At 37.9% G+C, this 13,899-nt stretch carries 13 protein-coding genes; 9 read left to right on the forward strand and 4 right to left on the reverse strand.

What is annotated here, in order from left to right:
• The first annotated feature begins 474 nt into the window (after positions 1-474).
• From QZT26_RS12465 to QZT26_RS12490, 6 genes are all read left to right on the forward strand, one after another.
• Entirely contained in the window at positions 475-2,505 is a 2,031-nt protein-coding gene (locus tag QZT26_RS12465; protein WP_099326464.1) for an SIR2 family protein, read from the forward strand.
• 151 nt (positions 2,506-2,656) lie between these two features.
• The gene (locus QZT26_RS12470) at positions 2,657-2,962 is read left to right on the forward strand and encodes a hypothetical protein (RefSeq protein ID WP_099326463.1); all 306 of its coding nucleotides are present in this window, start codon (positions 2,657-2,659) and stop codon (positions 2,960-2,962) included.
• Between the two features lie 409 nt (positions 2,963-3,371).
• The gene (locus QZT26_RS12475; protein ID WP_099326462.1) at positions 3,372-3,668 is read left to right on the forward strand and encodes a YHS domain-containing protein; all 297 of its coding nucleotides are present in this window, start codon (positions 3,372-3,374) and stop codon (positions 3,666-3,668) included.
• 359 nt (positions 3,669-4,027) lie between these two features.
• Positions 4,028-5,578: a hypothetical protein gene (locus QZT26_RS12480; protein WP_099326461.1), complete on the forward strand. Its 1,551-nt coding sequence runs from the start codon at positions 4,028-4,030 to the stop codon at positions 5,576-5,578.
• 244 nt (positions 5,579-5,822) lie between these two features.
• The gene (locus tag QZT26_RS12485) at positions 5,823-6,455 is read left to right on the forward strand and encodes a MarC family protein (protein ID WP_099326460.1); all 633 of its coding nucleotides are present in this window, start codon (positions 5,823-5,825) and stop codon (positions 6,453-6,455) included.
• Between the two features lie 243 nt (positions 6,456-6,698).
• Entirely contained in the window at positions 6,699-8,240 is a 1,542-nt protein-coding gene (locus QZT26_RS12490) for a DUF481 domain-containing protein (protein WP_169703446.1), read from the forward strand.
• Positions 8,241-8,352: 112 nt separating this feature from the next.
• Here the strand turns inward: QZT26_RS12490 and QZT26_RS12495 are convergent, their stop codons facing one another.
• The 4 genes from QZT26_RS12495 to cobK form a co-directional block, all read right to left on the reverse strand.
• Complete coding sequence (locus QZT26_RS12495) at positions 8,353-9,510, reverse strand: glycosyltransferase family 4 protein (protein ID WP_099326458.1); 1,158 nt, start codon at positions 9,508-9,510, stop codon at positions 8,353-8,355.
• Positions 9,511-9,571: 61 nt separating this feature from the next.
• The gene (locus tag QZT26_RS12500; RefSeq protein ID WP_099326457.1) at positions 9,572-10,231 is read right to left on the reverse strand and encodes a metallophosphoesterase; all 660 of its coding nucleotides are present in this window, start codon (positions 10,229-10,231) and stop codon (positions 9,572-9,574) included.
• A gap of 77 nt (positions 10,232-10,308) precedes the next feature.
• Entirely contained in the window at positions 10,309-10,464 is a 156-nt protein-coding gene (locus tag QZT26_RS12505; RefSeq protein ID WP_157820699.1) for a hypothetical protein, read from the reverse strand.
• 97 nt (positions 10,465-10,561) lie between these two features.
• Complete coding sequence (cobK, locus tag QZT26_RS12510) at positions 10,562-11,323, reverse strand: precorrin-6A reductase (RefSeq protein WP_295102550.1); 762 nt, start codon at positions 11,321-11,323, stop codon at positions 10,562-10,564.
• 419 nt (positions 11,324-11,742) lie between these two features.
• Between cobK and lhgO the strand changes: the two genes are divergently transcribed.
• From lhgO to QZT26_RS12525, 3 genes are all read left to right on the forward strand, one after another.
• Entirely contained in the window at positions 11,743-12,936 is a 1,194-nt protein-coding gene (gene lhgO / locus QZT26_RS12515) for an L-2-hydroxyglutarate oxidase (RefSeq protein ID WP_295102553.1), read from the forward strand.
• Between the two features lie 101 nt (positions 12,937-13,037).
• Positions 13,038-13,229: a hypothetical protein gene (locus QZT26_RS12520; protein ID WP_295102555.1), complete on the forward strand. Its 192-nt coding sequence runs from the start codon at positions 13,038-13,040 to the stop codon at positions 13,227-13,229.
• A gap of 99 nt (positions 13,230-13,328) precedes the next feature.
• Positions 13,329-13,589 carry a hypothetical protein gene (locus tag QZT26_RS12525; RefSeq protein ID WP_295102557.1) on the forward strand — a complete coding sequence of 87 codons (261 nt, stop codon included), beginning with the start codon at positions 13,329-13,331 and terminating at the stop codon, positions 13,587-13,589.
• Positions 13,590-13,899: the final 310 nt, after the last annotated feature.

The following is a 13,899-nucleotide window of genomic DNA, read 5'->3' on the forward strand; positions in this document are numbered from 1 at the left end:
CCAATTTGCCTGGTCGTTTTGTGAAACAGGACGAACGGTAATTGAATGAAGTAGTTCGTTGTGTGTGTTATCGATTGGTGTTGTATGCTGGTTCATGCCCTATAATATAAAATATTTTAGGGGGAATATCCACGTTTTTTTACATATCTTTGTATATTATGTGCTTATGGAAAACTTTGACAGCGTCATGGTTGTTCGATGTGCGTGCTAATTTCGTGCTAAAATCAATCAAAAATGATAGAATTGATGTATGCCAACAATATCTTAATTTTCAAGGAAAAGCGGGAAACCAGCCCAATATCAAGGACTTAAGAACTTTTAATATTTCATATTTACAAATTCAAACAGATACAAATGCTATAGAAGTAAATATCAATATAATTTGGTATATTTTAATTGTTAATTAAAATATTTATTGCTAATTCTACTTTTATTTTTTTGTTTAAAAATATTTCTTGAGGAGCTATTTTAAATTTGACATATGCAATAGAATTAAACTCATTCAATAAACTAAGAAATGAGCTTGGTGATTCTTTTGTCATTTTTTGTGGTTGCGGAATTTCTTTGTTAGGAAATGGGATTGAAAAAAATTTTCTACCATCAGTTTCTGACTTTTCAAAGCACTTCTTTTATAATTTAAAACTATTTTTAGAATTAGAAGATGCAGAAAAATCACCTTCATACTATGATAGATTGTTAGCCAAGTACTCGTATGAATTAGCGGAAGGAGTATATGTTTCTCTTCGTATAAATACTAAATTCGAAGATCTTTTATATCGTATTCAAGTTTCCTTTATTTCAAAAGACGTTGGTTCTCCAGATTCCTCTATTAATGCGTTTGAACAACCATCGAAAGAAAAGCCAAGTGTTATTGATTCTTTAATAAGAGCTGTATTTAAATGCAAAGAAAAACAATTTAACTCAAACCATTCGGCGATTAGCTTTCTACTTGAGAAAAAGAAGGCAAGCGCTGTTATTACAACTAATTTTGATAATGCCATTGAATTGTGTAACAATAGCATCCGATTATTAATTCATTCTCAACCATTAAATAATTTAGAAAACGAACCATACATACTTAAGCTTCATGGAGATGTTTTTCAGGGTAAGATCAAAGCAACTTCTCCTGCTTTAATAAAAGGAAAATATCTTGAAGAGTACAACTATATCGAAAAACTGCTTAATAATAAAGTAGTTCTTGTCGTCGGCTACAGTGGATATGGCGATATTGATATTTCGCCTCACTTAAGAAACTTAAATAATACTTGTGCGAAATTAATCTGGGTTGTAAAAAAAGGTGAGAGACCACCAGATTTCACTAAATATTGGATTAGAACTAATCTTACATCTGAAGATACAAAAGATAATTGGTTACTCAAATTAGGTGCTGAATATGGATGGAAACGTAGCACAAATTCCCAAAATCCTGAGTGGGAAAAAAACTTTAAAGATTGGTTCAGTGAAATTTCTTTAGAAAATCTTAGAAACTCTACTTATATTATGTTTGATAAAGGGCCAGGGGTTATTGCAGGATGGCCTTCCTTGCATATTCAATATATACGCGAATTATCCTATAATAGTAGTAAAAATACTATAACAAAACTTACGCCACTACTATATTGGGATATAGCAAATGCTCTTTTAAGTGTATCTGCCTATTGCTCTGCAATGCAATATTTAGAAAAAATTAACGTAAACGACAATCTTAACAATGAGTCCTCAAAAATCACTTGTCTAAAAGGCTTTACTTATTGGCGCCTTGGAAAATTGGACGATGCAATAAAAACTCTAGAACCAATTGTTCTTGATCCTCCATTGCTACTTGACAGAAGAGAATTGGCAATTATAACACGCCTTTATCTTGAGATAGCACGTGATATAATACGAAGCAATACTCCTCATTGCAAACGCTTGAAAAAAGAACACGTTATTGAGAAACAAACCAATTTTGAAAAAATATTTAGCGATTTCTCTCGCCTTAGTTCTGAATCTGCTGAATATGATTCCTTCGAAGATGGGTTTTTGAGTGAAATTATTATTTTAGACATTGAACGATTGCAAGGCAAAAAAATAGCTGTTAACAAAATACAAGAAGTCTATAAACAAGCATGTTATTGTCAAAGCTGGAACGCCGCTGATGCGGCAGCTCGTGTTCTAATTTCTGTTGATTTTTTTTCAGGTATAAAAGCACTTATAAATACTAACCGCACTTATATACGTCAACGCCACTATAAAAGAATTCGAAAGGGAATTGCTGCTTTTTTCTATAAATGTTTCAAGCGCCCTTACATTCTTGATCTTCTGGATGGTTCTGCCGGTGCGAAACTTGGTGTATGTATCCGCGAATTAAGATGTAAGAGAAAATTGCGGCAATGGGAGCATTTTTATAAAGAAAAGAAAATTATTTGTGCGGCGGATGGGTTTGTCAAGACCATTTATTGCTGTTTTGTAGATGCATTGCTTTGTTTAATTAAAAAAATCAAAAAATATCTAAACCATGAATAGATATTTTTTAATCCTATACATCTCCTTTGGCCTGTGTCTTGATGGAAAATTAATTTCTTTATTTATTTATTTTATAATGGACGGGCTTTTTCAGACCAGTAGTTAAGATGCTTTTTTGGTAAGATAGGTAATGGAAAGGGAGGTCTGAAAAATGAGAAAGAGTTTTGATGCAGAATACATGGCAAAGGTGGCATTGGATGCAATCAGGGAGGAAAAGACGCTGGCAGAATTGTCATCACAGTACGAAGTCCATAAGACACAAATAGCAAAGTGGCGGAAACGAGCGATAGAAGGATTAGGAGGGATATTTCAGGGAAAGGAGGCGAAGACTATCGGAGAAAAGAAGAAGGTAATAGATGAGTTGTACCGGCAAATAGGGCAATTGAAGGTGGAGAACGAATGGCTTAAAAAAAAGCTAGACAGATTGAGCGTTGATGAAAAAAACAAGACGGTTTAACATAAGGCCTCGCCGAAGCGGACATTCTCTCGTTCTCAAGCTCCACAGACTGGGGCAAATGAAACTTTGTTGCCTCAAAAGGGAGAAATGCTTGTTGTGAAATAGGATAAAATTGCACATTTGACCCAGTCTGTTCTGTTTGGGAACGAGTGGTGCTTCGATAGTTTAATAGATTACGCTGAATAGTTACCAGTTAAACAGGATCACCTGTTGAATAATGTCCGCCGGGTAAATAATAAATGCGTATTTATCTTTTATTCGGTATTATTGTTTTTTATAATTGATGAGCGTGAAACGGAATACGAAAATAGATAGACCTTGTTGTTTACAATTTTCTTTATTTCGAAAGGAGGCATTGCTGTATTATTTTAGATTATAAATCAAGTATATTTCTCAAGGAGATTTATTTATGAAAAAATATTTCTACATAAACAGGACAACCATCTTTTTTATTACTTGCATTAGCATCTTTTGCGTAAGCGCTGCTTCCTGGGCAAGCTGTGGAGTATGCGGCAGTGATGCCAGCCGTCCGCCACATAAGCACGAAATAAAAGAAGAAGGGCAGGAAGGGGTTGCAAAAGATCCCATTTGCGGAATGGAAGTTAAGGATTTGAAAAATTCCCCTTCAGCAGAATTCAAAGGGGAGGTATATTACTTCTGTTCAGAACAGTGTAAGAAAGTTTTTAACGAGAGAACCGGACAGTAATACATTCTCTCATTTTTACCCTGTTTGAATCATCTCCAAATTGATTCATCGTCATGTATGACCAACAAAAACAGGCTGGATATAATATCCAGCCTGTTTTTGTTTATCCTATCGGGTAACTATTCAGCGTAAACATTACACCTCACCTTCATTTACTTTTAACGTTGCATTTTCTCAATATGGTATTTATAATATCCACTCATATCAATAAACATCTCTATTGGGATAGCGTGCTTTTTTCTTTCTTTGTCACACACCAAATAACTCATAAATATTACCCCGCTCTTAAATCAAAAAACGGGTAATTTACTTTATCTCTACCGCAAAATATTTTTAAAAGAAGATCAGGAGAAAGGCGCATGAACGGAATTACGTGCAGAAATATTTTTTTGTATAGTATTGTTTTAATTTGTGTTTCATTTATTTCGGCTATTGCCCCAACAAACAATACAATTGCCTCTGATTGTAAGCCCAAGTCTATGCAAACTAACCCGGAAAAGACACTTACCATCAAAAAAGGCAAGAGCGGCAATGTCATTCTAAGGTTAAAATGCAAGGACGACAGCCCGGCTTCCGGTGTTGCCATAGAGACGAAAGTATTAAAAGGCAACAAAAACATATCCTTTTCTCCAAAAAGTGCGGTAACAGACGAAAATGGCAAAGCCGTGTTTACTATCACGGGAGATAAGAAGACAGAAACGGAAAATGCCGAAATCAAATTCAAGGCAGACAAACTTAGCACTACGCTAGAGATAAAGGTTCAGGCTGAAGAATGCAAGTTGGATACTATAAAGACAAATCCTGAGAACAAAGTAACACTTTTCGTAGGGCAAAGCAGCGATATAACCGTCAGGTTAAAATGCAACAATGGAAGTCCCGCGGTTGATGTTAAAGTGGATGCCATCATACAGAAGGGCAGTAATAGCATAAAACTTTCCTCTTCCAGCGCATTAACCGATGAAAGCGGCAAAGCCGTCTTTACCGTTTCCGGTATAAGTAAAACGAAGAAAGATGCACCTACCATCAAATTTTCCGCAGATGATATTAAAACAATTCTCGAGGTAAAGGTTAAAACAGAAGCAGAAAAAGACACAGAAGCCGGTTCTGAAGAAGAAACCGTTGCCGCTTCCCTGGTGAAAGAAGAAGGTGAGGAGTCATCTAACGAAGAAATAGTTGATGAATCCATATCCACTGATGAAGTTGAAGTTGAGGGCACTTCTCTAACGGAAGAGAAAACCTCCGCAGACACCGCTAAAACAACATCAGCAGAGGAAACTACAGAAATAACAACTCCATGCAAACCAAAAACAGTAATAACGCTTCCCGATAAAAAATTAACCCTGGAAAAAGGCAAAAATGCCAGCATTACCGTTAAAGTAAAGTGCAAGGACGATAGTCCGGCAGAGGGCGTTAAACTAGAAGCCGAGGTAATAAAAGGCAAGAAATATATAACGCTTACTCCCAAAAGCGCTGAAACAGATAAAAATGGAAAGGCAGTTTTTGCTGTGTCCGGTGATATGAAAACCGATACAGAGCCAGCAGAAATTAAATTCAAGGCTGAAAAACTCAGCGCTAAACTAGAGGTAAAGGTTCAGGCAGAGGCATGCAGTCTTGGCAGTTTAACAACAAATCCTGATAAAAAGCTTAAACTCAAAGAAGGAGAAAGCAGCGAAGTAACAGTCAAGGCAAAATGTAAAAACGGAAGCCCCGCAGTGGACGCTAAGATTGATGCAATTGTCCAAAAGGATGGCAACAAGGTAAAGATTTCATCTACTGCAATTTTGACAGATGAAGCAGGTAAGGCAGTATTTACAGTAACAGGCGCAAGGAAAACATCAAAAAAAGACAATATTAGCATAAAGTTTTCCTCTGGCGATTTACAATCAATACTTGACGTTAATGTTGACTAGAAAGAAACTTACGAGACGGTTACGGGTTGGTAAGCAACATTCGTTAGACAATTATTTTTACACAAAAAAAGCATGGACAATTCAATACTGTCCATGCTTTTTTCTTTGATTATAGTCTGATATTCTAAATCTTTTTCTATGAGGTGATTTTTGTATTCCCCTGTTTGAGAGGGGCTGGATCATTCTCTTGTTTAGAGAAGGGGTCAAAACTATTACAAAAGAAGTTTTTACAGGGTAATACTCTATGGAACATTGGACGGAATACACGCGATTTTTGACAGCCCTCATGGTAATACTGGACCCTTTTGCGGCTATTCCCATATTTTTAAGCCTAACGCAGGGATACAGCCAATCACAAAGAGCACGGGTCGTGCTTGTTACCATAATAACGGTAGCACTTGTCCTCATTTCCTCTGCCATTAGCGGTGAATCATTATTAAAGACTTTTGGCACAAGCCTTGCCTCTTTTAGAGTCGGTGGCGGCATTGTATTGTTTATAATGGCATTGGCAATGCTAAGAGCGCAGGCCGATAAAGTGAAAACAAGCCCCACTGAAGAGGCAGCGGCAGAGAACAAGGCGACAATTGCCGTCGTTCCCCTTGCCATTCCGCTGCTAGCCGGTCCCGGCTCGATAAGTACTGTTATAATAGAAATGCACCGTTCTTCCGCCACTTATCACGGGGCGCTGGTCATACTATGTATTCTTATCACCTGCATACTGCTCTGGATAGTTCTTCGCCTTGCAAGCCCTATAGGCAGGGCATTAGGCCCGATAGGACGCAATATCCTTAATCGTTTATTTGGTTTGATTCTAACCGCAATCGCAATAGAAATTATAGCAAACGGGCTGCGTGAATTATTCCCTTCGCTCGCATAATTTCAGTTTTACAGTGTAGGGGTGAGGCATTTACCAGTTGGGGTATGCACTTATTTATGACAATTTATAGTAATTGCTTAGCCCCTACGCTGTGCGGCAAACATCGCTATTATTGGAATTTTTCAAAAAATAAATTGTTACTTTTTATCGATTCTGCAAATGCAATCAATAATGAAGTTTTCTTTCACTGTAATAATTTTGCTTATAAGTGTTTGTTCCGCTGCATATGGAGATTCTTTATTTTTGAAGAATGCCGACAAAAGCATCGATATTGAAATTGTCGGTTTTGAGGGAAATTATGTAACCGCAGAGCTGTCAGAAAGCGATCTTAAATCTTTAATAATGCAGTTTCCCGACGATACTTACTCCTCCGGTCATGTTTCCTTAAAGGTTGATGATATAACCATTCCATGTAAAGTGGACGCCTATGCAAATAACAAACTAATACTCTCTATTCCGGCAGATACGATTTCTTCACTTCATATGGCATTTAATAATTCTCATAGTAAAAATGCGCATGGTTTTACTGAAAATGAATATGGAGTTTACGCTCCCGATGATGATGAAGACATTGACGTAATAAAGACCCGCAGGCACATCAAATCTGCAAATACAAAAATACACATGCAAAACAAGCTGCGCACCTCAACATCTCAGACGCTTTCAGATGAATTGATAACAGTTGATGGGATATACATAAAAGGGAAACTTATCAAAATTACCGATAATTCCATTACCTTTCTGCAGGACGGAGAAAATATCTGTACTATCCGATTAGAGAACGTCAGTGTTTTTTCCAGCAATAACGAAATTATAAAAGTCTATTATCATGAAAACAAACCCACTCAGTTCTCGATTCTTAAACCTGTAAACGGTGAATATGTATCCATCAAAAAAATAAACGTTTATGCTTTTAAACTATTAGATGCCACTCATACCCTTGATGAAATAATAACCGCACAAAAAGAACCATCTTCATATTTAATACCCAAACAGGCAATACCATCAGATACGCATACATCCGAAAAGGAAGGTGACGCCGTACCTCCAATTGCCGGGGATAAGGATGAAACCGTTACACTGGCGGTAGATGAGTCCAAAAAAGATTCTTCTCCTCAAAAAACATGGAAAGGGAGCGTTGAGTCCGGCATTAACATTAAAACAGGAAATACGGAAGCCACAACAACGCACCTGAAAATTGGATATTCAAACGAAAGGAAATGCGACAAAATATTTTTCGATATGCTTGCCATTTTTGAAACAAAGAAGAACCAAAGTACCGGTGGGTCTGAAGAAACCGCCAATGAGCAAAAGGTGACATTGAAATACGAATATAACACCTCTTTCAAAGTATATCTGTTTTTGCAGGAATATTTTGAACATGATGAACTTGAAAATTTAAATTACAGAACGATTTCCTCTTTTGGGCCTGGGTATCGTTTATTTAGTAGTGAAAAAATTAAATATCGGATTGAAGGAGGCCCTGCATTTACCCATGAAAGATATCACGGAGGTATCACGGAAAACAATTTCGGTTTACGGTTTGGGCATTATTTAGACTGGCAGATGCTGAGTTCTACAAAGTTATTTGCAAAAAATGAATACAACACAAGTGTTGAAGATCAGGAAGATTGGCGGTTAGATTCAAGTTTAGGGATAAAGCATGATTTGATGAAGGCTTTGTCACTAAGCACGGTATTAATAAACCAGTATGATAATACCCCTTCCGGGGCTAATAAAAAAGATGATACCACTCTTATTGGAAGCATTGGATACAACTTTTAGAAACATCATTAATACTACGCTTGAACTGCGCTAAAAACAATCCTCAGTCCTCAATCGGCAATCTGCAATTTGCCGACTGTAGACTGTAGATTGCCAACTGCCAAGTATGGTATTAAAAGTTACTGTCACACACAAGCCTCCGATATACCGACAACGTTTTGTTTATATTTACTTCTAATGAATACTTTTCCGACTTATTCCTTGCTGCCAGTCCCATTTGCTTCCGTTTCTCCTTATCATAAAGCATCTGCAAAGCATCAGCGATTTCTTTTGCATTGATCGGATGTTCAATAACGATACCATCTTTGCCGTCCTCGATAATTTCAGATGCACCGCTCGCTTTACTCACAATTACCGGAAGACCCGACGCCATTGCCTCCAGGCATGCCGTGCCAAACGCATCATACTCACTGGGGAAAACAAAAATATCACCTGCCGCATATATTTTGTGAATTTCTTTGCTAGTGCCCGCAAAAATTACCAGTTCATAAATACCTTTCTCCTTCGCAATTGCCCGAAACTTTTCTTCATATCCCCTGCCAACAACCAACAGTTTTACGTTTTTTGGCATATCTGCCATTGCCAAGGCATGTATCACATGTATGAGGCCCTTCCTCTTAAACCCGGAACCCACAAACACCAAAAGAATATCATCCGGAGCCACATCATACATGCTTCTTATGCTATCCCTGTATTTCCGGCTGTTATCCGGACTAAAAAGCATTGTATCCACGCCATTGTAAATAATTGCTATGTCTTCAGGGGGTATTTTATAATGTGACACCAACTCATCTTTGCACATCTCAGAAATACAAGTAACCTGTTTGTAGCGTTTCCCTTTAAAAATCATTTTCTCTAAAAGCAAAAGGCTCATGTGCCTTGGATTAAGGCAGAGCAATGCCCTGCCAAAGATGGTCTGCATGGAAGGATACGTATGCAGCATATAATCCCAGTGACATCCCCCCCCTACTCTGTAAATATCCTGATACAATGTTTGTGTAAACCCGTGAACAATGTCAAATCGTATGCCAGTTTTTTTAACCGCCCGTGGGGCATTGAAGGCGAATGTCCAGTATTTTAGCGGAGACCAGAAAGAAATGGCAGGTACATAGTGAAAGATATATCTGTTATCTTCTTTTTCAGGAAGACAATGCGTAAATATATGCACCTCATATTTTTTACTGACTAGTTGCTCTGCCAAATTATATACATAACGCTCAACGCCACCTTTTTCTTTAATAAATTGATACACTACTAATGCAATCTTCATTGAAATCAGGTTCCTTTGGCAGCGACTTTATTCTGTTATTGTTGTTAAAGATAGAAATCCCTTATGCTATAGACCGCAGGTTAGCAGATATTACTCTTTCATCACAATCTATTTCAATATACCACCCATCACGAAACATACCCGCATTCAATATCAGCGTGTCCCCGATTTTATCTTTTCCTTTTGCCTCATGTATATGTCCTGAAATGCAAACGTGAGGCTTTTGTTGTTCAATAAAATCCCTCGCGGCGCTGCTTCCCACATGCATGCCATTACTAATTCTGTCAACAGCGGTATCTTTGGGCGGTGTGTGACACACCATAATTTTCCATCGTGCGCCCTTTACCATGTTATATCCTTTTAACAAATTTGCCGCTATTTCATCTTCACTGATTTCAGACGGAGTATTAAAAGGGGTTGGATTTGATGCACCACAGCCGAATACCCCAACGTCTCCAAAAAAATACCCTTTCCCATGCAGGTTTATGCCGATATCAGTCAGATAATTATTTACTGCAGAAGTATCCATATTCCCATACTGTGCATATATATTATTATTAATCATTTTCAATAAGTTTATGACCGGTTCAGCGTGTTTTTTGCCGTGACAGTTTGTAATGTCACCTGAAATAATTATTAAATCGGCTTTTTCCACAATGTGTTGAATTAACGGAAGTTTACTGACGTCTTCATGAACATCGCCAAATGATATGATTTTCATTGTCGCACCCCAAAAAATCTTCTGTCGAAATATGAGACCAGAAAGTCAGGCAAGAAACCCGACCTACGTTATCTAATTCAATGTTTAGTACCTTCTATCGCTCGTTTGCACCACTTTGCTATTTGTGTCTTATGAACTTCGTACTGTGATGACAATTCTGCCAGCGTCTTTTCTTCCCTGATAGCATCCAATGCCACCTTTGCCATGTATTCTGCATCAAAACCCTTTCTCATTTTTCAGACCTCCCTTTCTATTACTTATCTTACCAAAAAAGCATCTTAACTACTGGTATGAAAAAGCCCGTCCATTATATTATGCAAATGCATCGTTTTACCGCAGGGCTTTTACTTTATTCAGGATATCAGTAATACTTGTGTAAACATCCGGTAATGCTAATGCAGGCCTTGTTATCAGAATCGTGTCGATACCTAACTCAATAGCTGCCTGAATTTTCTCATTTACCCCCCCCACTCCCCCGCTTTCTTTTGAAACGATGACATTAATCCCGTATTGCTGAAACATAGCTTTGTTTAACTCTGTTGAAAACGGGCCATGCATTGCGATAATGTTTTTAGGAAATATCCCCATTTCAATGCACGACACGATATGTTCCGGTATGGGAAGTATACGAACAAATAGCTGTTTTTCATTTTTTAACGGGATAAACTTTGAAACACCTGAAATCCCGGTTGTCAAAAAAATATTAGTTCCAAGCTGCCTGGCTTTTTTTACCGCATCATCGGCAGAACTAACGCTATGTATAAGTGGGTGATCAGATATCACGGAATCTTTGCGTTCAAAGCGAAAATAGTCAATACCGGCTTCTCTGCATGCTTCATATGCGTTTTTTGTCGCTTCAACCGCAAAAGGATGTGTTGCATCAATGAAAACCGTGATTCCTTTTTCCTGAATGAGTCTTATAAATCCTTCCTTGTCACAACGCTTTTGAATGCAAAGAGTATCAAGTCCTATTTGTTCAAACATCTTTCTGCCATATTCAGTAGCAACAGTAGTCCTTACATTAAAACCATCATAATGAAGTTGTCGGACGATTTCTTTACCCTCTTCGGTGCCGGATAATACTAATATCATAGACGTAATACAATTATGAATAATTATTAAAAAAGTAAAGGAGTAAATCCTGTGTCTCTGCTTTATCGATTGATTTTTTAAGCCAAGCAGACGGAAAAAGATGCTTATTAAAATACTTTTGCAAATTTTTGGCAAAATGATAATACTTACACCGTATTTATTGCCATATCATTCCGTAACATGGTATTAATGGTCTATAGAAACAGGCCTTTTTCAACGCCTTGTTATCGTACATAAAATAAAACTACCGGTCAATTTCAAAAGGGAATTTGAAAACATCCTTTTTGGATTTGGGATTTACGATTTTAAATCGTACCTCGTAAATCGTACTTCGTAAATCGTACTTCGCGAAGTCTGGGGATAAAAAGTATTTTCAGGCAAAAAAACGTTAAGCAACCATCGATTGAGGAATATCGTACATGATAAAAACAGACATTTTAATTATTGGCGCCAGCATTATGGGACTCTCCATCGCGCGAGAGCTGCATCATAGACATCCTGAATTAATAATTACTTTAATCGAAAAAGAAGATTCCCCTGGCCGCCATGCAAGTGGCAGGAATAGCGGCATACTTCATGCGGGATTTTACTATACTCCTGACAGTTTAAAGGCGAAATTTACGGTTGAGGGAAACAGGCTTTTAACAGCATATTGTTTACAACACAACCTTCCCATCAACAGATGCGGGAAAGTAGTGGTTGCGAAAGACGAAGAGGATTTAAAAGGGATTTATGAGTTAAAAAACAGAGGCGACAAAAATGGCGTGGAATTACAAATAATAGATGAACAGGAACTATCCCAAATCGACCCAAATGCAAGGACATATTGCAAGGCTATCCATTCTCCTGCAACTTCAGTGGTGAACCCAAAAGAAGTATTGAACCATATCGCAAGCAGTTTTAAAAAAAACAGCAAGCTGCTATTGAATGAAAAATTCATAAAGCGAGAGGGCCTTCATTCGGCAGTCACTAATAAAAATACGATACACTACCGGCACCTTATTAATTGCGCCGGTCTGTATGCCGATAAAATAGGCCACCAATACGGCGTTGGAAAACACTATACCCTCATCCCTTTTAAAGGACTGTATATTGAATATAAGGACAGTAATTTTATTCAAAAACACATATACCCCGTTCCCAATCTGAAAAACCCGTTTCTTGGCGTACACTTTACAAAAATGGTTGACGGCAGGGTAAAAATGGGGCCAACGGCAATTCCTGTATTTTGGAGGGAAAATTATGAGGGTTTATCCAATTTTCATCCCGGCGAATTCTTTGAAATACTCCGGTACGAGGCAAAGCTTTTTCTAATGAATTCTTTTAATTTCAGAGATCTGGCATTTGCCGAGATAAAAAAACACTATAAGAAATATTTTATAAAACAAGCCGCTCATTTAGTGAAAAAACTGGAAGAGGATAAATTCGGCGATTATCTCACCCCGGGAATAAGGGCGCAACTGCTTGATACAAGAACAATGAAACTGGAGATGGATTTCGTTGTAGAACAGGAAGAAACTTCCACCCACATTTTAAACGCAGTATCCCCCGCATTTACCTCTTCTTTTTCATTCAGCAAATTTATTGCAGATAAAGTGGAAAAGGCGATGTGAATCACCGGCAAAGCCTTATGTGTATTGGTATTCCAGGCAGCTTGTATTTTACGTTAGTAGCTTACTGCCGTACTTTTACCGTACCTTTTTTAGAGGACACTATGAAAACAATAATCATCGCCTTATGTTTGTTGGTTGCCGGGTGTACTTCAACGGTATCACAAACGGAGCAACAGTATTATGACGTTTACGACGAACAGGGCAAGCGCAAAGGGTATATCCGGGAGCGGGATGGGCATATTACCATTTACGATGAGAACTGGCAGCGTAAGGGGTATCTGGAGCGCAAATAGTGATGATGATTAAGGGCTAGGGATGATCACCCGAAAGCCGCAATCCTGAGCGGTTGCCCTTAATTCTATTTTTCAGGAGTCATTACAGGAGATGACTAAATGGATAACCTACCAAAAGACGTAATAATCATTCGAGACCCATTGAGAGATATCCCGGTGGTTAAGGATATGAACGACTCTTTTACCCGGAGATGTGTTGAAATAATAGCTACAGCAAAAAGGCTATGGGGTGATAGCAGTAAGTGTATAAGCGATAATGAAATGACTGATAGCAAAATTGTACCTAAAAAGAAAACGCCTTTTATCACCCTAAAAATGGGCCGGAAAGATTTAATTCTGACATGTTTCTCCCCTCCATAAGGCGATGTTTACCTTATCAGGGAAATTTCGTAACTATTCAGCGTAAACATTACACGACTCCCGGCGGGTTCAGGTTTGCAACCCAATGTCATTAAGTTAAGAATTATTGTAACACTTTGGTTTTTAAAAAAAACGTATTACCGATAAGCTCCGTAGGAGCAACCTGTTTGTAGATAGGATACCATAACAGATCGTAGAGACAGGTTTGAAACCTGTCTCTATAATCAGGAGCGGCCTGTCTTCCTGTCAATCATATACAGGCCGCTCCTACGGAGCTATTTACCTGTTGAATTTTATTGCGCTACAAACA

This window comes from uncultured Candidatus Kuenenia sp., assembly GCF_900696675.1.
Classification (GTDB): domain Bacteria; phylum Planctomycetota; class Brocadiia; order Brocadiales; family Brocadiaceae; genus Kuenenia; species Kuenenia stuttgartiensis_A.

What these genes read in the sequence shown, in the direction of transcription:
- QZT26_RS12470 (WP_099326463.1), top strand. Translation starts at nt 2,657, where the DNA reads ATGAGAAAGAGTTTTGATGCAGAATACATGGCAAAGGTGGCATTGGAT.
- QZT26_RS12475 (WP_099326462.1), top strand. Translation starts at nt 3,372, where the DNA reads ATGAAAAAATATTTCTACATAAACAGGACAACCATCTTTTTTATTACT.
- QZT26_RS12480 (WP_099326461.1), top strand. Translation starts at nt 4,028, where the DNA reads ATGAACGGAATTACGTGCAGAAATATTTTTTTGTATAGTATTGTTTTA.
- QZT26_RS12485 (WP_099326460.1), top strand. Translation starts at nt 5,823, where the DNA reads ATGGAACATTGGACGGAATACACGCGATTTTTGACAGCCCTCATGGTA.
- QZT26_RS12495 (WP_099326458.1), bottom strand. Translation starts at nt 9,510, where the DNA reads ATGAAGATTGCATTAGTAGTGTATCAATTTATTAAAGAAAAAGGTGGC.
- QZT26_RS12500 (WP_099326457.1), bottom strand. Translation starts at nt 10,231, where the DNA reads ATGAAAATCATATCATTTGGCGATGTTCATGAAGACGTCAGTAAACTT.
- QZT26_RS12505 (WP_157820699.1), bottom strand. Translation starts at nt 10,464, where the DNA reads ATGAGAAAGGGTTTTGATGCAGAATACATGGCAAAGGTGGCATTGGAT.
- cobK (WP_295102550.1), bottom strand. Translation starts at nt 11,323, where the DNA reads ATGATATTAGTATTATCCGGCACCGAAGAGGGTAAAGAAATCGTCCGA.
- lhgO (WP_295102553.1), top strand. Translation starts at nt 11,743, where the DNA reads ATGATAAAAACAGACATTTTAATTATTGGCGCCAGCATTATGGGACTC.
- QZT26_RS12520 (WP_295102555.1), top strand. Translation starts at nt 13,038, where the DNA reads ATGAAAACAATAATCATCGCCTTATGTTTGTTGGTTGCCGGGTGTACT.
- QZT26_RS12525 (WP_295102557.1), top strand. Translation starts at nt 13,329, where the DNA reads ATGGATAACCTACCAAAAGACGTAATAATCATTCGAGACCCATTGAGA.